An 18,925-nucleotide genomic window follows, 5' to 3' on the forward strand; every position below is an offset into this window, starting at 1 on the left:
GTGTCCACAATCTATTTGATAAATTCATCATATAGGTATATAAAGAAGTAATGATGTTTAGTGGCGTGGACCCCCGGTGAGCGTCACCAGACTGACCTCCCTCATCCGTCGCAGCGGGCGGATCGCAGAGCCGGCCCCGGCGGCCCCCGCTCTCTTCCCCGGCGCCGGGATCTTCGGCGGGAGCATCCAGGTGCGCTTCATCAACGCCGGCGGCTGCAACGACTGCGCCCAGGAAGTCGCGAGTGCCTTCGGCCCGGTCTACGACGTCGAGCGGTACGGCGTGCGGCTCGTCGCCTCGCCGCGGCACGCTGACGTGATCCTGATCTGCGGTTCGGTGACCAGGAACATGATCGAACCGCTTCGGCGCACGGTCGTCGCGACCCCCACCCCTCGTTTCGTCGTCGCCGTCGGCGACTGCGCGATCACGGGCGGCGTCTTCGCCGACGGCTACGGTGTCGCCGGTCCGGTGTCCGACTTCGTGCACGTCGACCTCGCTGTCCCCGGCACTCCGCCGGAGCCTGCCGCCATCGTCGAAGCCCTCCGACGGATGACCGGGCGATGAACGCCGTCGCGTCCGGCCTCGTCGTCCAGACCCTGCTCGCCCTCGCTGCCATGGCGACCGGCCTGCTCTGCCCCGTCTCGTGGCGGTCCCGCGTGACGGGCGCGCTCTGCGCCCTCCTCGGCGTCGCGGGCATCGTCACGGGGGCCGCAGCGCTCGGCGGGGCTAACGGCGCCCTGACCATCCCGCTCGCGCTCCCGATCGATCCCCTCGTGCTCTCCCCCGACCGGCTCGGCGGCCTCTTCATGATCGTCGTCTCTGCGGTCGGCGTCCTCGTCTCCCTCTCCGGGATCGGCTCGGCCCGCGGCGCGGAGGCCTCACGCACCTCGTGGGCGGCCATGGCCGTCTTCCTCGGCGGGATGCAGCTCGTGCCTGCCGCGACGGACGTCACGTCCTTCCTGCTGCTCTGGGAGATCATGACCCTCGGCTCCACCGTGCTCCTCCTCGCCGACCACGCGAGCCGGAGCACCGTCTACTCCGCCGCGATCTGGTACTCGGCGATGTCCCAGCTGAGCTTCTTCTTCGTGCTCGCCGGCTTCGGCGTGCTCGTCGCCGCCACCGGCGGCACCGGCTTCACGACGCTCGCGACCGTGCCGGCCGATTCCTGGCCGGCGAACCTCGCGTTCGTTCTTCTGCTCCTCGGCTTCGGCGGCAAGGCGGAGCTCGTCCCGTTGCACGTCTGGGTCCCCCGGGTGCTGCCCGAGGCGCCGAGCCACGTCGCCGCGGCGATGAGCGGCGCAATGGTCAAGATCGGCGTCTACGGCGCGCTCCTCGTCTGCGTGCGCCTGCTGCCCTCCGGCCCGCCGTGGTGGGGCGTGCTCATCCTCGTGCTCGGCGGCGTGTCCGCCGTATACGGAATCCTGCAGGCCTCCGTCGCGAGCGACCTCAAGGTGCTGCTGGCCTACTCGACCACCGAGAACATGGGGCTCGTCTTCCTCGGCCTCGGGGCATCCGTGTTGCTGCGCAGTTACAACGCGACGGCCGCCGCCGACGCCGCCCTCGTCGCGGCCCTTCTGCTCATGGTGAGCCACGCCGCCTTCAAGACGACCCTCTTCCTCGGCGCCGGCGCCATCGCCCACGCGACCGGCGAGCTCAACCTCGACCGCCTCGGTGGCCTGGGCAAACGGATGCCGTGGACGGCAGGCACGTTCGGCCTCGCCAGTCTCGGCGCGGCTTCGCTCCCGATCACGAGCGGCTTCGTGGCCGAGTGGATGCTGCTGCAGGCGCTGATCCACGGCGCCCGGCTGGACGGTGAGGTCGTCTCCGTCGACGCGTCGATCGCGATGCCGCTGGCCGTCGCCGTGCTCGCCCTCACGGCAGGACTCGCACTGCTGACCTTCGTCAAGGCATACGGCATCGCATTCCTGGCCCGGCCGCGCTCCCGGAAGGCGAGCATCGCCCGCGAGGTGCCCTGGGTGATGCGCGTCCCACTCGTGCTCGGCGCCCTCGCCGTCGTCGGCCTCGGGCTCATGCCCGGCCCGCTCGCCGCGGCCATCGCCGCGGCCGTCGGCCCCGTCATCGTTCCCGACGTGCACACCGTCGGCCTCGCCGGCGTCAGCCTCTCCGGCATCGACGCCGTGCTCGACCCGGGCACCCTCGTCATCCTCGCCGGACTCGTGCTCGTGCCGATCCTCGTGATCGTCGCTCTCGGCGCCCGGCGCCACCCGACCCGGGTGGACCCGCTGCCCTGGGCCGGCGGCGGCTCGAGGCTCCGGCCCCGGATGCAGTACACCGCGACCTCATACGCCGAACCACTCGTGCGGGTCTTCGACGACGTGCTGCGTCCGTCGCGCGACGTCGAGGTCACCCATGTCGGCGAGTCCCGGTACCTCGTCGAGAAGGTGCACGTCGAACAGACCGTCTCCGACGTGATCGAGACCCGGCTCTACCGGCCGGTCCTTAACGCGGCCCAGCGCTTCGGCCTCGCCGCCCGGCGCGCCCAGGACGGCAGCATCCACCGGTACCTCGGCTATTCGTTCGCCGCCCTGCTCCTCGTGCTGATCGCGGTGTCGCTGTGATGCGCGTGGGCACGGGCGCAGCGGCGCGCGCGGTCGAGCTGACCTGGGCCGGCATCGGGGCCCCGATCCTGATGGCCGTGCTGCAACTCGCGCTCTTCGTCTTCCTGGCCCCGCTGTTGATCGGCGTGATCCGTCAGGTGCGCGCCCGGCTCGAGGGCCGCGCGGGAGCCGGAGTCTGGCAGCCCTGGCGCGACGTCCGGAAACTCCTCGCCAAGGAGCCTGTGCACGCGGCGGACTCGAGCTGGATGCTGTCCGTCGGCCCGATCGTGCTGCTCGTCTCGAGCCTGCTGCTCTGCGTTCTGCTCCCCCTCGTCGGCACCCTCGCGCTCCCGCTCATCCCGAGCGACCTCTTCGTCATCGTCTCGGTCATGCTGATCGGCGTCGTCGCGCTCGCCCTCGTCGGGCTCGACGGCGGCACCGCGTTCGGCGGGATGGGCTCGAGCAGGCACATGACGGTCGCCGCCCTCGTCGAGCCGACCCTGCTGCTCTCGATCTACGCGCTCTCGATCCCCGCCGGCAGTTCGACGCTGTCGCTGATCGTGCAGACCCGGCTCCAGACGCCCGCCGTGATCATCTCCCCCGTGAGCCTGCTCGCGATGGTCGCCCTTGCGATCGCGATCATGGCCGAGACGAGCCGGCTGCCCATCGACAACCCCTCGACGCACCTCGAACTCACGATGCTGCACGAGGCCATGGTGCTCGAAAGCTCGGGGCGCGACCTGGCGTGGCTCGAACTGGGCTCCTGGCTCAAGCTCGCCGCCCTGCTCGGCCTGCTCGGCAACCTCATCGTGCCGTGGGGCGTGCTCACCGACTTCACCGTGCCCGGTCTCCTCCTCGGCGCCGTCTTGGTTGCCGCCAAGGTGCTCGCCCTGGGCACCGCGCTGAGCGTCGGCGAGGTCTTCCTCGCCAAGGCGCGCCTGTTCAGCGTGCCCGAACTGCTCGCGGGGTCGTTCGCCCTCGCCCTGCTCGCCGTCACCGCCTCCTACCTGGTCGCTTAGGAGCATCCGTGTTCGATACCACCTACCCGCAACTCATCGGCCTCTGCACCGGCACGCTGCTGCTCACGAGCGCGCTGATGGTCTGGCGGCACTCGATGCTCGCCTCGATCCGCCTGCTCGCAGTGCAGGGCCTCGCCCTCGCCGCGCTCGTCGCCGTGATCGGCGTGCAGAAGGGCGAGCTCGAGGTCATCCTCGTCGCTGTGCTCGTGCTGCTCGTCAAGGGCCTCGGCCTGCCGTGGGTGCTCGCCCATGAGTCGAAGGCAACGACCCGAACGGATGAGGCCCCGCGCCTGAATCCGACGGCCTCGCTCCTGACCGTCGCCCTGCTCACGATCCTCGCCTACGTGGTCTCGAGCCGGGTGCTGGCCAGGGACACGAGCGTGTCCGCGCACGCCGCGCCGATCGGGCTCTCGATGGTGCTGATCGGCTTCCTGCTGCTCGTCACCCGCAGGCAGGCGCGGTCGCAGCTGATCGGCTTCCTCGTGCTCGACAACGGCATCGCGACCGTCGCCTTCCTGACGAGCGGCGGCGTCCCGCTCGTGCTCGAGCTCGGCATCTCCCTCGACGTTCTCCTCGTCGTGATGATCCTCTACGTCTTCGCGGGGCGGATGCACAACAAGTTCGGCAATACGGACATCGACCAGCTGAGAAAGTTGCACGACTGATGGCCCCGTCCCTGTCCTTCGCCCTCTGGACCCCGCTCGCCCTCCCGGTGCTGTTCGCGCTCCTGAGCCTGACGGTGCCGTCCCCGCGGCTGCGCCGGCTCGGGCCGATCGCCTCGAGCCTGGCCGTGCTCGTCTCCGGGGTGATCCTCGTCGTCGCCGTGCTGCACGACCAGGTGCCGACGCTCGGCGGCGTGCTCCGCGCCGACGCCCTCTCGGCCTACCTCCTCACGGTCGTCGGCGCCATCGGCCTCGTCTCGACCTGGGGTGGACTCGGCGGCGGCGGCCACTCCCAGACTCCCGCGCGCTGGGCCGGCTCCTACGACGGCCTGATCTCGGTGTTCCTCGCCGCGATGTCGCTCGCGGTCGTCGCCGACAACATCGGCCTGATGTGGGCCTCGATCGAGGCGACCACGATCACCACCGCGTTCCTGGTCGGCGCACACCGCACCGGCAAGTCCCTCGAGGCCTCCTGGAAGTACGTGATCCTCGGCTCCGTCGGCGTCGCGATCGCCCTGCTCGGCATCCTGCTGATCTACGCCGCCTCCCGGGCCACCGGCGAGGCGACGCTGTCCTGGCTCGTGCTCAGCCAGCCGGGCCTGCCCCTCGACCCCGCCCTCGTCCGCGCGGGCGGCGCCCTCGCTGTGCTCGGCTTCGCGACCAAGGCCGGCCTCGCACCGATGCACAGCTGGCTGCCGGATGCCCACAGCCAGGCCCCCGCGCCGGTGTCCGGCCTGATGAGCGGCGTTCTGCTCGCGGTCGCCCTGTACGCGATCCTGCGGGTGCAGACCATCACAGACGCCGTGATCGGCCCGGACTTCCTCCGGGCGATGCTGAGCGTGGCCGGCCTGCTCTCCCTGTTCGTCGCCGCTGCCCTGCTGATCCGCCAGCGCGACTTCAAGCGGATGCTCGCATACTCGAGCATCGAGCACATGGGCCTGATGGCGATCGGGGCCGCGGTCGGCGCCGCCGCCCTGCCGGCTGTGCTGCTCTACATGCTCGGCCACGGGCTCGTGAAGGCGACCCTCTTCGTCGTCTCCGGCCGGATCCTCGAGGTCGAGGGCACACCGACAATCGCGAACGTGCGGGCGCTGCTCGTGCGCCGCCCAGGGCTTGCGATCCCGTGGCTCGTCGCGATGGCGGCGCTCGTCGGCTTTCCCCCCTTCAGCATCTTCTTCTCCGAGGTGGGCATCATCCTCGCCGGCTGGTCCGCAGGCATGGGCGTCGTCGTCGGCATCGCCCTCGTCCTCCTGCTCGTGATCTTCGCGAGTCTCACCCGGCTCACCATCGCGCTCACCGTCGGTTCCCCGCACGACTCCCTCGACCACACCCCGCCGATCCTGCCGGAGCAGGTGACCCCGCGCGCGACAGCGCCGGGGGACGAATCGGACGCGGACCGCGAAGCCACGGTCCTGTCGCGGCGCGAGGCGGAGGCCGGGATCGACGGTGCCGGAGTCGTGAACGGCCCTGACAGCGCGAACGGTCCTGAACCCTTCCCGATGACCTCCAACATCCGCGTGGCCGCTCCGTTCCCCGAAACCGTCGCCGTGACCGTCGTCGACGTCGTCGTCGCGCCGGACCGCTCGACCCACGGTCCGCTGCTCCCCCTCGTGCTCGCCCTCGCCACGTGCGCCGTCGTTCCCTTCATCGCGAACCCGGTCGGCGTGCTGCTCGTGCGCGCCGCCGCCGTACTGGGAGGAGCCCACTGATGACCGACCGCGACACGCCTGACCTGAATTCGGCGACGCCCGGCCCACCGGTCCCACACGCACCGGTCCCACACGCACCGGTCCCACACGCACCGGTCCGACACGCACCGGTCATGCCGGCGGCCCCGGTCCGGCCCGAGATCCGCGTGATCGTCCGCGACCGGCTGCGGCAGGAGGCATCCGCCCATCTGGACAGCGGCAACCGGCTGGCGATGATCGCCTGTCATGACGACGGAGACGCCCTGCGCGTCGTCTACTCGTTCGCGGGCGTCTTTCCCCGCCGGCAGGTCGACCTCGTCGTTCCGGTGCCGTACACCGACGCCTGGGTGCCGAGCATCGCCGACCTTTCCTACCCGGCCGGCAACTTCGAGCGCGGGATGCGGGACCTGTACGGCGTGCGCCCGGCCGACCACCCGCAGCCGTACCGGCTCGTGCGGCACGGGCACTGGCCGCGCGGCTGGTACCCGATGCGCCGCGGCGCGCGGGTGACCCCCCGGTTCGAGCCGGACGTCGAGTCCTTCCCCTTCGTCGAGGTCGAGGGACCCGGCGTCTACGAGATCGCCGTCGGCCCGATCCACGCCGGGATCATCGACCCCGGCCACTTCCGGTTCTCCGTCGTCGGCGAGACGATCGTGCGCATGGAGGCCCGCCAGTGGTACATGCACCGCGGCGTCGAGCGGCTCTTCGAGGGCCGCAGGCCGGCCGACGGCCTCGAGCTCGCCGAGCAGGTCACCGGGGACACCGTCGTCGGGCACTCCCTCGCATACTGCATGGCCGTCGAGGCCGCGGCGGGCATCGAGGTCCGCGAGACCGACCGGCTGCTGCGCGCCCTCCTGCTCGAACTCGAGCGGATCTACAACCACGTCTCCGACCTCGGCTCGCTCGCGAACGACGTCGGCTTCGGGATCGTGCACTCGCACACCCAGCGGCTGCGTGAGGCGCTCCTGCGCCTGAACAAGACCGTCACGGGCCAGCGCTTCCTGCGCGGCGGCGTGCGGATCGGCGGCGCCCGGGTGCTCAGCCTGCCGGACCCCGAGGTGCTCCGCGGCGTGGCCGCAGACATGCAGGAGATCATTGCGATCACCCTCGGCCACGCGATCGTGCGCGACCGGTTCACCGGCACGGCGCCGCTGTCCGGTGCCCAGGCCCGCGCGATCGGAACCCTCGGTTACGTCGCGAGGGCCTCCGGGATCGACGCGGACTCCCGCAGGGACCACCCGTTCGTCGACCTCGGCCCGGCGTTCCACGTCGTCACCGAGACCCGCGGGGACGTGCTCGCCCGGTACCGGGTGCGCGCGGGCGAATTCGCGGTCTCGGTGGCCGTGGTCATCGACCTCGTGGCGCGACTCGGCGAGCACCTCGGCAGCGGCACCACGGTCGACCCGACCGGACCCGGCACCGGGCTGGCCTTCGTCGAGGGCTGGCGCGGAAGCATCTGCCACCGGGTCGAGCTCGGAGCCGGCGGTGTGCTCAGCCGGGTCAAGATCGTCGATCCCTCGTTCTTCAACTGGCCGGCGCTGCCCGTCGCGCTCACTGACACGATCGTGCCCGATTTCCCGCTCGTCAACAAGAGCTTCAACCAGTCCTACGCAGGCAACGACCTCTGATACGCGCCCGTCGTTTTGAAGCGGATGCTGCTAGCGCTCGTCCTGCTCGATCGTGCGGAGGAGCGCGTGGGAGTCTTCGAGACTCGCGACCAGCATCCGCTTCGCAACGGTGAGCAGTTCGGCGACGCCGGCGTCACGGACCGCGTAGAAGATGGTGTTGCCCTCACGGCGGGTGACGACCACGCCGGCGCGGCGCAGCACACCCAGTTGCTGGGAGAGGTTGGAGAGCTCGGAGCCGAGCACCTCCGCGAGGCTGCCGACCGAGCGTTCGCCGCCGACGAGCTGTTCGAGCACTTGTACGCGCAGCGGATGCCCCAGCGACTTGAACAATTCGGCCTTCAGCTGGGCCATGGGCAATCCGGTCATCGGCACCGTTTGATTATATCGCCAATTTATAATGTTCTCAAATAGGTGGAGCTGGATACGGAAAAGGCCCGCTCTGCCGAAGCAGAACGGGCCTTCCGTCTAACCGACTGACCTGGCGAGAGGTTGTCGGCAGAACTCTAAGACTACGCCTCGGTGGACACCGATGCGACCTCGACAACGGATTCGGCGGACGCCGACTCGTCTTCGAGGACCGGGGCGAGCGACAGCTTGCCACGGTCGTCGATCTTGGTGATCTCGACGAGGACCTTCTGGCCGACCCCGAGCACGTCTTCGACGTTCTCGACGCGCTTGCCACCGGCGAGCTTGCGGACCTCGCTGATGTGCAGCAGGCCGTCCTTGCCGGGAAGGAGCGAGACGAAGGCGCCGAACGCGGCGATCTTCACGACGGTTCCGAGGAACTGCTCGCCGACCTCCGGGTTGGTCGGGTTCGCGATCGCGTTGACCTGGGCACGGGCGGCCTCTGCCGAGGGGCCGTCCACGGCGCCGATGTACACGGTGCCGTCTTCCTCGATCGAGATGTCTGCGCCGGTCTCGTCCTGGATCGCGTTGATCGTCTTGCCCTTCGGGCCGATCAGCTCGCCGATCTTGTCGACGGGGATCTGGACGCTGATCACGCGGGGCGCGGTCGGTGCCATCTCGTCGGGCTTGTCGATGGCGGCGTTCAGCACGGCGAGGATGGTCGTACGAGCATCCTTGGCCTGCGTGAGCGCACCGGCGAGCACCGAGGCGGGGATGCCGTCGAGCTTGGTGTCGAGCTGGATCGCGGTGACGAACTCGCTCGTGCCTGCGACCTTGAAGTCCATGTCGCCGAGGGCGTCTTCTGCACCGAGGATGTCGGTCAGGGCCGCGTAGCGGGTCTTCCCGTCAACGGTGTCGGAGATGAGGCCCATCGCGATGCCCGCGACCGGGGCGCGCAGCGGCACACCGGCGTTGAGCAGGGACAGGGTGGACGCACAGACGGAACCCATCGAGGTCGAGCCGTTGGAGCTCAGCGCCTCGGAGACCTGACGGATGGCGTACGGGAACTCCTCGCGCGACGGCAGCACGGGGACCAGGGCACGCTCAGCGAGCGCTCCGTGGCCGATCTCGCGACGCTTCGGCGTGCCGACCCGGCCGGTTTCACCGGTGGAGTACGGCGGGAAGTTGTAGTTGTGCATGTAGCGCTTCTTGGTGACCGGGCTCAGGGAGTCGATCGTCTGCTCGAGCTTGAGCATGTTCAGCGTCGTGACGCCCAGGATCTGGGTCTCGCCACGCTGGAAGATCGCCGAACCATGCACGCGGGGGATGATCGCGACCTCGGCGTCGAGCGGGCGGATGTCCGCAAGCCCACGGCCGTCGATGCGCACGCCCTCGTTGAGCACGCGGGAGCGCACGACGAGCTTGGTGACCGACTTGTACGCGGCGGAAACCTGGCCTGCTGCGCTCGCGTCGAGCTCGCCGGCTTCGATCTTCGCGGCGATCGCCGTCTTGACGCTCGCCTTGAGCGCGTCGTCGGCGTTCTGGCGGTCGACCTTGTCGGCGATCTGGTAGACGTTCTTCAGCTCGTCATAGGCGAGCGCGGCAACGGCGTCGTAGGTGGCCGGCACGTACGGCGGGAACACCGGGTAGTTGCCTGTCGGCTTCGCGGCGGCAGCTGCCACCTTCTGCTGGGCTTCGATGAGCTGCTTGATGAAGGGCTTCGAGGCTTCGATACCCTCGGCGATGACCTCTTCGTTCGGCTTGATGGCGCCGCCCTTGATGAGGTCCCAGGCGTTGTCGGTGGCTTCGGCCTCGATCATCATGATCGCGACGTCCTGGCTGCCATCGGCATCCGTCACCACGCGGCCGGCGACGACCATGCTGAACACGGCGTCGGCGATCTGCGAGTACTTCGGGAATGCGACCCACTGGCCGGAGCCGTTCTGGTCGGGGATGAGGGCGACGCGGACGCCACCGATCGGGCCGGAGAACGGCAGGCCGGCGAGCTGGGTCGACATCGACGCGGCGTTGATCGCCAGCACGTCGTAGTACTCGTCCGGCGCGATGGCGAGGACGGTGACGACGACCTGGATCTCGTTGCGGAGTCCGTCGACGAACGACGGGCGCAGCGGCCGGTCGATCAGGCGGCAGGTGAGGATCGCCTCGGTCGACGGGCGACCTTCGCGACGGAAGAAGCTGCCCGGGATGCGGCCGGCAGCGTACATACGCTCCTCGACATCGATGGTCAGCGGGAAGAAGTCGAAGTTTTCCTTGGGCTGCTTGCTCGCGCTCGTGGCGGACAGCAGCATCGTCTCTTCGTCGATGTATGCGGCGGCAGAACCCTGCGCCTGCTGGGCGAGACGGCCGGTCTCGAAGCGGATCGTGCGAGTGCCGTACTTACCGTTGTCAATAACGGTTTCGGCGAACGTGATTTCTGGACCCTCCATATGGGGGTTCTCTCCTTTTATGTTTGCTTCTCGCCATTCCGGCGATGAAGACTTGCGCACCCGTATGGCGCGCAAGGCGTGCGGACAATCCATAGATTGGCCTAGGTAAGTCTAACAGAGCGCTCTTGCGCTGGATCTTCTCTTAAACGGCGGCGTCGAAGACCGGGCCGTCGACGCAGACGAGGGGACCCTCGACCGCGGGATCCGTGCGGACCGGGGCCGCGCATCCGTGGCAGTAGCCGAGCCCGCACGCCATGTGCGCCTCGAGGGAGGCCTGCACGGGCACGCCCCATTCGGCGCCGAGTTCTGCGGCGAGCCGGGTGAGCACGCCGGCACCGCACACGAAGACGACACCGGGCGGACCCGCGGCGAACTCGCGGCGCAGGAAAGCCCCGAGTGCGGGAAGGTCGGCGGTGCCCTCCTCGTCGGTGACCGGGATGAAGCGCGCACCGAGTTCGGCGCATTCGGCGGAGCCGATGAGGCTCCCCCTGGTGCGTCCGCTCGCGACGAGCGTCGTATGGATGCCGCGGGCCGCTGCGTCCTCGACCGAGCCCATCACGGCGCACACGCCGACGCCGCGGCCGATCATCAGGGCCCGGCGGGTTCCGGACGGGAACTCGAAACCGCGGCCGAGCGGCCCGGTCACGAGGAGCCGCTGCCCCGGTTTGACCGCGGCGAGTGCGGTCGTGCCGCGGCCGGCGACCCCGTAGATGACCTCGATCGTGCCTCGCTCCGGGTTCCTTCGGTGGATCGCCATCGGGCGTGGCAGCAGGATCCGCTCTCCACCGTGCGGCGGGACCGTGATCATCAGGAACTGCCCGGCGAGCGCGGTCGCCGCGATCGTGCCGCAGGACAGGGTGAGCCGGTGGTAGCGCTCGCGCACGACCTCGTGATCGACGACGGTCGCTTCGTCCCAGACCGGCTCGGGGCGCGGCCCGGCCTCTGCGGGGCGCACGGACAGGAGGCCGTCGAGGGCTGCGGCATCCGCTGCGGCGAAGGCGGCCTGCCTGGCCAGGGCCGCCCGGGTCTCTGCCGCGGCCGGCGGGGTCTTCATCGGGCTCATTGGGCTCTCCAGAGGTCGATGAGATCGCGGATGCCGGTGACCCGGTCGTCCGCGCAGCGCTGCTGCAGGGTGCGCACAATCTCGACCATCGCGAACGGGCGGGCGAAACTGGCGGTGCCGACCTGCACGGCGGACGCGCCGACCGAGAAGTAGTCGAGGGCGTCGTCCGCGGTCTCGATGCCGCCGCAGGCGATCACCGGGATATCGACGGAGCGGGCGACGAGCCAGACCAGCCTGAGCACGATCGGCCGGATCGAGGGCCCGGAGAGGCCGCCGATGACGTTGCCGATCGCGGGGGCGCGGGTGTAGGCCACGAGCGGCAAGGCGGGGATCGAGTTGGCGACGCAGACGGCGTCTGCGCCGGCGGCCTGCGCTGCCTGGGCGCACTCGGCGATCGAGGAGGCGAGGACAGGGAGCTTGACGATGATCGGCTTGTCGGTCTCGAGCCGCACCGCGGCGACCGCACTCTCGATGGCGTCCGGATCCGAGCCGATGTCGGTGCCGTCGCGGTCGAGGTTGGGGCATGAAACGTTGAGCTCGTAGGCGTCGCCTGCCGTGCCGAGGGCGCGCACGACGGGGGCGTACCCATTCGGTCGGTGCGCGCCGACGCTGATGATCACGGGCGGGCCGAGGGCGGCGTAACGCGGGTGCAGCTCGGCGAGGTAGCCGGCTGCGCCGCGGCTCGGGATGCCGACGCTGTTGACCATGCCGGCCCGGATTTCGGTGAGCCGGTGCGCCGGGTTGCCGCCGCGCGGCACGCCGAAGACGGTCTTGGTCACGACGGCGCCGAGCTCGTCGGCGGGGATGAGCCGGCCGAGGGCGGGTCCGAAACACCCGGAAGCGGGCATCATCGGGTTCTTGAGGCGCAGGCCGCCGATGCTGACACCGAGGTCGACCGTGCTGCGGGGGGCCGGGCGGGCGGCGAAGAAGGTGCGGCGGGCATCCGTCGTCGGCCGCGGGGTCTCGCTCAACTGGCCTGCCTTCGGGTCCACGGGAGGGAATATCGTCCCGTTCCGCGGTCCAATTATCGCGTGCGTTTCCGTGGATGTTCAAATCAGCCGTTCGCCGCCGCCATCCTCGTCCTCCCCAGCCGCGCGGTCTAGGCTCGACCCCAGCGCCGGTCACCCGGTGCGAGAAAAGGATCCAGTCGTGACGAGCCCCATACCCGTGACCGATTCGATTACCGGCCCCGAGGGAGGAGCCCCCTGGTGGACCTCGGGTGTCGTGTACCAGGTCTATCCGCGCAGCTTCGCGGATGCCGACGGGGACGGGATCGGTGACCTCGCCGGCATCCGCGGCAAGCTCGACTACCTCGCAGAGCTCGGGGTGGATGCCCTCTGGCTGTCCCCGGTGTACCCGTCTCCGCAGCACGACAACGGCTACGACATCAAGGACTACGAGGACATCGACTCGGTCTTCGGTGACCTCGCCCAGTTCGACCTGCTCGTCGCCGAGGCCCACGAGCGAGGGATCAGGATCGTGATGGACCTCGTGGTCAACCACACGAGCGATGAGCACCCCTGGTTCCTCGAGTCGAAGAGCAGCCTGACCAACCCGAAGAGGGACTGGTACTGGTGGCGCAAGCCGAACGCCTCGAACGGTCCGCCGAACGCGTGGGGCAGCTTCTTCAGCGGCCCGGCCTGGACCCTCGACGAGGCGACCGGCGAGTACTACCTGCACCTGTTCGCGGTGCAGCAGCCCGACCTCAACTGGGAGAACCCCGAGGTGCGGCAGGCCGTCTACGCGATGATGAACCGGTGGCTCGACCGCGGCGTCGACGGCTTCCGGATGGACGTGATCAACTTCATCGCCAAGCGGGTCGAGCTCGTCGACGGGCCCGCCCCGTCGCGGGACGCCGTCTGCCCGATGGGTCCGCAGATCCACGACTATCTGCAGGAGATGCACGCGGCCGTGTTCGCCGGGCGCCCCGGTGAGCACCTCACGGTCGGCGAGATGCCGGGGGTGACCACGGCGGACGCCGTGCTGTTCACCGACCCTGCCCGGCACGAGGTCGACATGATCTTCCAGTTCGAGCACGTCTCCCTCGACCAGGGCGCGAACAAGTTCGACGCCCTCCCCCTTGACCTGCCCGCGCTCAAGCGGAACCTCGCGCACTGGCAGACCGACCTCGCGGAGACCGGCTGGAACAGCCTCTACCTCAACAACCACGACCAGCCCCGGCTGGTGTCCCGGTTCGGCAACGACGCCGAGTACCGCTACGAGTCCGCCACCCTCTGGGCACTCGTGCTGCACCTGCAGCGCGGTACTCCGTACATCTACCAGGGTGAGGAGATCGGAATGACGAACGTGCGGTTCGACTCCATCGCCGACTACCGCGACATCGAAACGCTCAACCACTACCGGGAGGCGGTCGAGGAGTTCGACCGGTCACCCTCAGGCGTTCTCGCCGGGGTGCACGCGATGGGCCGCGACAACGCCCGAACGCCCATGCAGTGGGATGCGTCGCCGAACGCGGGGTTCAGCACGGGAACGCCGTGGCTCGCGGTCAATCCTAACCACACCGGGATCAACGTCGCCGCCGACCGTTCGGGCGAGCGGAGCGTGTTCCGGTTCTACCAGGAGCTGATCCGGCTCCGGCACGAGAAAGCGGTCGTCGCCCTCGGCGACTTCGGGCTGCTCGAGCCCGACCATGGCCAACTCTACGCCTTCACCCGCTCGTTGGCCGGTGAGACGCTCCTCGTCGTGGCCAACGCAGCGGATGCGCCGCTCGCAGCGCCGCTGCCCGCCTCGGTCGCCGCCTTGCTCGCGACGGCCACCCGCGTCCTCGGCAACTACCCGCCCCGGGAGTCGGCTGCCACCGTCGCGGCATCCGCCCTCCGCCCCTGGGAGGCCACCCTCTACCGCCTCCCCTAGCGAACGGCGAGGGGTCAGTCGCGGAGGGAGTCGTCCTCGCGGACGGCCTCCGTGCGGACGGTCTCGTCGAACACGCGCTTGGCCTCGATGCCGACCACGGAGTGGCGGCGCCCGTAGGCGAAGTACACGGCAAGGCCGATCAGGAGCCACACCGCGAAGCGCACCCAGGTCAGGGTCGTGAGGTTCAGCATCAGCCAGAAGCACAGCACGGCGGAGAGGATCGGCAGGTACGGGGAGAAGGGCACCTTGAAGGCGCGCTTGAGGTCCGGCCGCTTCTTCCGCAGCACGATCACGGCGATGCTGACGAGCACGAACGCCGAGAGCGTTCCGATGTTGATCATTTCCTCGAGGACGCCCACGTTGGTGAGGCCGGCGATCAGCGCGACCGCCGTGCCCGCGATGATCTGCACCCGCGCCGGCGTGCCGCGCTTCGCCGAGGTGACGCTGAGGCCGCGGGGCAGCAGGCCGTCACGGCTCATCGCGAAGAGCACCCGGGACAGCCCGAGGAGCAGCACCATGATCACGGTCGTCAGGCCGATCAGGATGCCGACCGAGATGACCTCGGCTGCCCAGCCGGCCCCGACGGCGACGAAGGCCGTTGCGAGGGAGGCGTTCGAGTCCTGCGCGAGCACCGTGTACGGAACCATCCCGGTCAGTACGAGGCTGACGCCGAGGTAGAGCACGGTCACGATCGCGAGCCCCGCGAAGATCCCGCGCGGCAGGGTCTTCTGCGGGTCCTTGACCTCCTCAGCGCTCGTGGCGACGACGTCGAAGCCGATGAACGCGAAGAAGACGAGGGAGGCGCCCGCGAGCAGGCCGAAGAGGCCGTACTGGGCCGGGTGCGCACCGGTCATGAAGGAGAAGAGGGACTGCATCCAGACGTCCCCGTCTCCACCCGTCGTCGGGACAGCGGCGGGGATGAACGGCGAGTAGTTCGCCGGGTTGATGAAGAAGGCGCCCGCGACGATGACGAAGAGCACGATCGCGACCTTGAGGATCGTGAAGACGCTCGCGACCCTCGCGGAGAGCTTGGTGCCGAGCACGAGGAGAGTCGTGAAGATCGCGACGATGACGAAGGCGCCCCAGCTCACGTCGAGGCCGAGAATATTGATGGTCGCCGGCACGTTCCAGTGCAGGAGTTCGAAGACGCTCGAGAGGTAGATGCCCCAGTACTTGGCGATCACGGCGGCCGCGGTGAGCATCTCGAGGATCAGGTCCCAGCCGATGATCCAGGCCAGGAGCTCGCCGAGGGTCGCATAGGTGAAGGTGTACGCCGATCCGGCGACCGGCACGGCCGACGCGAACTCCGCGTAACACATGATAGCGAGGGCGCAGGTGAGGGCGGCGAGCAGGAACGCGAGCGTCACCGACGGGCCAGCGTAGCTGCCTGCCGCCTTCGCTCCGACCGAGAAGATCCCGGCGCCGACGGCAACGGCGACACCCATGACCATAAGGTCCCAGGTGCCGAGGGTGCGCTTGAGGTTGTGGCCCTTTTCGAGGGAGTCGGCCATCGAGGCCTCAATGCTTTTGGTGCGCCAAATGCTCATAACAGGGGGATATCCATTTCGTTGGGTACCCGCCCAGCCTACGACTCCCCCTGTCCGGGGTCTCACGGAACGGTGACGACGACCTTCCCCCTAGCCTGTCCGGCGTGCTGGTAGCGGATGCCGTCTGCCGCATCCGCGAGGGGAAACGTCCGGTCGATCACGGGCCGGATGGTGCCGGCCTCGAGCAGTTTCCCGAGGGTCCCGAGGTCGTCGGCGCCCTCGGCGGAGACGACCCCGCGCAGGGTCTGCTTCACGAAGGCGGACAGCAGGAGGGCACGCAGCTGGCGGTCGATCCCGCCGAACACGGCGCCACCGCCCTCTCCGCCGACGATGACGAGCGTGCCGGTCGGGGTGAGCGCCCGGCGGAGCCGGGACAGGGTGGGATTTCCGGCACTGTCGAGGATCAGGTCCCAGGTGTTCCGGCCGTCCGCGAAGTCCTCGCGGGTGTAGTCGATCACCTGTGCGGCTCCGAGCGACCGGACGAGGTCGACCTTGCCTGTGCTGCAGACCCCGGTCACCGTCGCGCCCAGCGCCGTGGCGAGCTGGACGGCGAAGGTTCCGACGCCGCCGCCGGCGCCGATCACGAGGACCCTCTGGCCGGCCTCGACCTTCCCGGCGTCGCGGAGGGCGTGCAGGGCGGCGCACGCCGAGACGGGAACGGCGGCGGCATCCACGAACCCGAGGTTCGCCGGTTTCGGGGCGAGCCGGTCGGCCGGGACCCGGGTGTACTCGGCGAACGATCCGGTGAGCGACGTTCCGAACACCTCGTCGCCGACCCGGAACCGGGTCACGCGGGCCCCGACGGCCGCGACCGTTCCCGCGACATCTCGCCCGCGCACCCGGAGCCGCGGGGCCCGGAGCCCGAAACCGAACAGCCGGAGGAGGTAGGGACGCCCGGCCATCAGATGCCAGACGCCGGCGTCTATCCCGGCGGCCTGGACCCGGACGAGCACCTCGTCGGCTCCGACCTCCGGCTCGTCGATGTCCTCGAGGCGGAGGACGTCTGCGGAACCGTACTGATTCTGGACGAGGGCCTTCATGATTCTTCTCCTGACGGGGTGAGGGGCGGGGTGACGGATGGCGCGGGGTGGGTCGGGTGGGTCGGGTACTGGAACACGTCGTCGAGCGGGACGCCGAAGGCGTGGGCGATCAGGAACGCCAGCTCGAGCGACGGCGAATAGCGGCCCTGTTCGATGGCGATGATGGTCTGGCGGGTCACGCCGGTGCGGTCGGCGAGATCGGCCTGGGTCATCTCGCCGTGGGCGAAGCGGAGCCGCCTCATGTCGTTGGTGACCCGGGTCGGCTTCGCGGAGGTCGCGGACTTCGCCGGCCTCACCATTGGGGCAGGCCCCTCCGGTAGGCGACGAGGCGCGCGATTCCTCCGAGGACCGCCGAGAGCACGAACGCGAGGTACACCGCGTTGGCGATCCAGAAGTACGGCAGTTGCAGCAGGGCCATCAGGAGGGCGGCGACGCCGCCGATCACGACGAACGACTGGCCGACGGTGTCGCCGAACCGGGCGATCTCGCGGTCGCGCTGGTCGGCCTGCCCGGCGTCCCGCGGTGACAGGATCGAGACCAGGACGTCGAGCACGATCGACACGACGATGGCGCCGCCGATGGTCCAGAGCAGCGCAGGCACGTAGGGCACCTCAGCAAGAGGGATGCCGTCATCCCGGATCAGGATGAAGCCGAGATAGGTCGCGTACGCGGCGATCGCGGTGCCGAGCCTGATCCAGGCTCGCTTTTCCAGGGCTGACATCGGACTCCTTGAGGGCCGTGAAAGGGTGCGAAGTAAAGCTGACATGACTCAATGTAAAGAAAATCATACTTCGTGTCAAGGAAAAGCTACATCTTCGCTGCCGGCCCCCGGTTCGCGCCGGCTCAGTCCGATGCCCCGGTGAGGGACCACGCCGTGACGGAGACCTCCCCGCCGGCGACGATGTCGAGGGTGCTCGGCCAGGAGCCCCGATCGAGCCCGGGATACAAGGCCGCGTACAGCGTGTAGGTCACGGGCACGTCTGCGGTCGCCATGGCATCCCAGCCGAGCCGGGTGATGGCGAATCCGCCGGCCGGGACTTCGATGGGATGGGGGCCGTCGTCGGTGGTCATGAAGGAGCCGCCGTGCACGAGCGTGACGGCGAGGTAGGAGCCGGCCTGGTCAGCGAAGGCGAGATCGGGGTAGCCGTTGAGCGTGCACGGGACGTCGCTGAAGTTCATGGCCTGGATCGACACGGTGCGGTGTCCGGTCGCGGCATCGGGATCCCCGAGCAGCACCGCCGTGTCCTCCTTCGTGCACCATCCGACGGGAGCCACCGCCGCGTCGGGAGCAACGGACGGCGGGGGCGTGACCTGGGCATCCGGATCGGGGACGGCGCCGAGGGTGTTGCCGTCGGCGAGCGCATTCTCCGCCGCGGCGTGGAGTCGCTCGGCGCGGCTTCCGAATCCCGCCCCGAGGCCGGAGAGGACCAGGACGGCGACCGTGATGCCACCGAGAACGGCGAGCGGGTGCCTGCGAAAGGGGCCCGTCGCGACGGGCGCGGGGGCGGCATCCGCGGTCGACCCGGTTGCGGAGGCGGGCACCCGGACCCGGCGCAGGGCGAGCACGGCCGGCAACCAGCCCCAGGCGATCCCCCAGTATCCGCTGAGGAGCAGGGACTCGCCGGCCGGATCGAGCACGAACGCCGCGCGCGACGGCGGGAATGCGGAGATGATCGCGCTGATCACCCACGGGAGGGTGGCAAGGAAGCCGGTCAGCACGGCCACGAACCAGAGGGCGAAGAACCGGGCGGCGCGCGATCCGTCCGTCCTGTCCACGATCAGGCGCGCCAGGACCAGGTAGACCACAAAGACGCCCGCCGCTGAGGCGAGCGGTGCCAGGCCGACCCACGGCCAGGACCAGAACCAGACGTTGCTCGGAATCGTCTCAGGAACGAGGTGTTTCACGACGGCGGTCGGGACGAGGCCGAACCAGGTCAGGAAGCCGAATGCGCCGGCGGAGATGACCCACCATGCGGAGGCAACGAGGGCGGGAATCCAGAAAAATGGGCTGTGGCCGGGCCTTGTCATCATCCGAGCCTACGTCACTCCCCCGTCG

General features: G+C 69.5%; 16 protein-coding genes. 7 read left to right on the forward strand and 9 right to left on the reverse strand.

All coding sequences use genetic code 11. The features are described from left to right. Positions 1 to 76 precede the first annotated feature (76 nt). From RCH22_RS10020 to RCH22_RS10045, 6 genes are all read left to right on the forward strand, one after another. Positions 77 to 562, forward strand: coding sequence for an oxidoreductase (locus RCH22_RS10020; protein ID WP_327013845.1), 486 nt, complete (start codon positions 77 to 79; stop codon positions 560 to 562). Then, complete coding sequence (locus RCH22_RS10025) at positions 559 to 2,577, forward strand: proton-conducting transporter membrane subunit (protein WP_327013846.1); 2,019 nt, start codon at positions 559 to 561, stop codon at positions 2,575 to 2,577. Before RCH22_RS10020 ends, RCH22_RS10025 begins: the two co-directional genes overlap by 4 nt. Continuing rightward, entirely contained in the window at positions 2,577 to 3,575 is a 999-nt protein-coding gene (locus RCH22_RS10030) for an NADH-quinone oxidoreductase subunit H (RefSeq protein ID WP_327015497.1), read from the forward strand. The genes RCH22_RS10025 and RCH22_RS10030 overlap by 1 nt, the downstream gene beginning before the upstream one ends. A gap of 8 nt (positions 3,576 to 3,583) precedes the next feature. Next, the gene (locus tag RCH22_RS10035; RefSeq protein WP_327013847.1) at positions 3,584 to 4,240 is read left to right on the forward strand and encodes a hypothetical protein; all 657 of its coding nucleotides are present in this window, start codon (positions 3,584 to 3,586) and stop codon (positions 4,238 to 4,240) included. Continuing rightward, the gene (locus tag RCH22_RS10040; protein WP_327013848.1) at positions 4,240 to 5,946 is read left to right on the forward strand and encodes a proton-conducting transporter membrane subunit; all 1,707 of its coding nucleotides are present in this window, start codon (positions 4,240 to 4,242) and stop codon (positions 5,944 to 5,946) included. Before RCH22_RS10035 ends, RCH22_RS10040 begins: the two co-directional genes overlap by 1 nt. A 113-nt stretch (positions 5,947 to 6,059) precedes the next feature. Then, a complete protein-coding gene (locus RCH22_RS10045; protein ID WP_327013849.1) occupies positions 6,060 to 7,553 on the forward strand; it encodes an NADH-quinone oxidoreductase subunit C in 1,494 nt (497 codons plus the stop codon). 30 nt (positions 7,554 to 7,583) lie between these two features. Here the strand turns inward: RCH22_RS10045 and RCH22_RS10050 are convergent, their stop codons facing one another. The 4 genes from RCH22_RS10050 to RCH22_RS10065 all read right to left on the reverse strand — a co-directional run bounded on the left by RCH22_RS10050 (position 7,584) and on the right by RCH22_RS10065 (position 12,400). Further along, positions 7,584 to 7,904, reverse strand: a complete 321-nt coding sequence (locus RCH22_RS10050; protein ID WP_327013850.1) for a metalloregulator ArsR/SmtB family transcription factor — start codon at positions 7,902 to 7,904, stop codon at positions 7,584 to 7,586. A gap of 158 nt (positions 7,905 to 8,062) precedes the next feature. Continuing rightward, positions 8,063 to 10,345, reverse strand: coding sequence for a polyribonucleotide nucleotidyltransferase (locus RCH22_RS10055; RefSeq protein WP_327013851.1), 2,283 nt, complete (start codon positions 10,343 to 10,345; stop codon positions 8,063 to 8,065). A gap of 142 nt (positions 10,346 to 10,487) precedes the next feature. Then, positions 10,488 to 11,408: a dihydroorotate oxidase electron transfer subunit gene (locus RCH22_RS10060; RefSeq protein WP_327013852.1), complete on the reverse strand. Its 921-nt coding sequence runs from the start codon at positions 11,406 to 11,408 to the stop codon at positions 10,488 to 10,490. After that, a complete protein-coding gene (locus tag RCH22_RS10065) occupies positions 11,405 to 12,400 on the reverse strand; it encodes a dihydroorotate dehydrogenase (RefSeq protein WP_327013853.1) in 996 nt (331 codons plus the stop codon). The genes RCH22_RS10060 and RCH22_RS10065 overlap by 4 nt, the downstream gene beginning before the upstream one ends. Positions 12,401 to 12,557: 157 nt before the next feature. Between RCH22_RS10065 and RCH22_RS10070 the strand changes: the two genes are divergently transcribed. Next, positions 12,558 to 14,282, forward strand: a complete 1,725-nt coding sequence (locus tag RCH22_RS10070; RefSeq protein ID WP_327013854.1) for an alpha-glucosidase — start codon at positions 12,558 to 12,560, stop codon at positions 14,280 to 14,282. Between the two features lie 14 nt (positions 14,283 to 14,296). On the opposite strand, the gene RCH22_RS10075 is transcribed toward RCH22_RS10070, so the two are convergent. From RCH22_RS10075 to RCH22_RS10095, 5 genes are all read right to left on the reverse strand, one after another. Beyond that, complete coding sequence (locus RCH22_RS10075; protein ID WP_327013855.1) at positions 14,297 to 15,829, reverse strand: amino acid permease; 1,533 nt, start codon at positions 15,827 to 15,829, stop codon at positions 14,297 to 14,299. A gap of 62 nt (positions 15,830 to 15,891) precedes the next feature. Further along, positions 15,892 to 16,869: an NAD(P)-dependent alcohol dehydrogenase gene (locus RCH22_RS10080; RefSeq protein ID WP_327013856.1), complete on the reverse strand. Its 978-nt coding sequence runs from the start codon at positions 16,867 to 16,869 to the stop codon at positions 15,892 to 15,894. Then, positions 16,866 to 17,168: a helix-turn-helix transcriptional regulator gene (locus RCH22_RS10085; protein WP_327013857.1), complete on the reverse strand. Its 303-nt coding sequence runs from the start codon at positions 17,166 to 17,168 to the stop codon at positions 16,866 to 16,868. Before RCH22_RS10085 ends, RCH22_RS10080 begins: the two co-directional genes overlap by 4 nt. Then, a complete protein-coding gene (locus RCH22_RS10090; RefSeq protein ID WP_327013858.1) occupies positions 17,162 to 17,590 on the reverse strand; it encodes a hypothetical protein in 429 nt (142 codons plus the stop codon). The genes RCH22_RS10085 and RCH22_RS10090 overlap by 7 nt, the downstream gene beginning before the upstream one ends. Positions 17,591 to 17,712: 122 nt before the next feature. Next, positions 17,713 to 18,897 carry a DUF4232 domain-containing protein gene (locus RCH22_RS10095; protein WP_327013859.1) on the reverse strand — a complete coding sequence of 395 codons (1,185 nt, stop codon included), beginning with the start codon at positions 18,895 to 18,897 and terminating at the stop codon, positions 17,713 to 17,715. Positions 18,898 to 18,925: the final 28 nt, after the last annotated feature.

Origin of the sequence: Cryobacterium sp. GrIS_2_6 (assembly GCF_035984545.1) — a bacterium.
Taxonomy (GTDB): Bacteria; Actinomycetota; Actinomycetes; order Actinomycetales; family Microbacteriaceae; genus Cryobacterium.

Excerpts from the sequence above, each read along its gene's own strand:
- RCH22_RS10025 (WP_327013846.1), top strand. The coding sequence starts at position 559 with ATGAACGCCGTCGCGTCCGGCCTCGTCGTCCAGACCCTGCTCGCCCTC.
- RCH22_RS10030 (WP_327015497.1), top strand. The coding sequence starts at position 2,577 with ATGCGCGTGGGCACGGGCGCAGCGGCGCGCGCGGTCGAGCTGACCTGG.
- RCH22_RS10040 (WP_327013848.1), top strand. The coding sequence starts at position 4,240 with ATGGCCCCGTCCCTGTCCTTCGCCCTCTGGACCCCGCTCGCCCTCCCG.
- RCH22_RS10045 (WP_327013849.1), top strand. The coding sequence starts at position 6,060 with ATGCCGGCGGCCCCGGTCCGGCCCGAGATCCGCGTGATCGTCCGCGAC.
- RCH22_RS10050 (WP_327013850.1), bottom strand. The coding sequence starts at position 7,904 with ATGGCCCAGCTGAAGGCCGAATTGTTCAAGTCGCTGGGGCATCCGCTG.
- RCH22_RS10055 (WP_327013851.1), bottom strand. The coding sequence starts at position 10,345 with ATGGAGGGTCCAGAAATCACGTTCGCCGAAACCGTTATTGACAACGGT.
- RCH22_RS10060 (WP_327013852.1), bottom strand. The coding sequence starts at position 11,408 with ATGAGCCCGATGAAGACCCCGCCGGCCGCGGCAGAGACCCGGGCGGCC.
- RCH22_RS10075 (WP_327013855.1), bottom strand. The coding sequence starts at position 15,829 with ATGAGCATTTGGCGCACCAAAAGCATTGAGGCCTCGATGGCCGACTCC.
- RCH22_RS10080 (WP_327013856.1), bottom strand. The coding sequence starts at position 16,869 with ATGAAGGCCCTCGTCCAGAATCAGTACGGTTCCGCAGACGTCCTCCGC.
- RCH22_RS10085 (WP_327013857.1), bottom strand. The coding sequence starts at position 17,168 with ATGGTGAGGCCGGCGAAGTCCGCGACCTCCGCGAAGCCGACCCGGGTC.
- RCH22_RS10090 (WP_327013858.1), bottom strand. The coding sequence starts at position 17,590 with ATGTCAGCCCTGGAAAAGCGAGCCTGGATCAGGCTCGGCACCGCGATC.
- RCH22_RS10095 (WP_327013859.1), bottom strand. The coding sequence starts at position 18,897 with ATGACAAGGCCCGGCCACAGCCCATTTTTCTGGATTCCCGCCCTCGTT.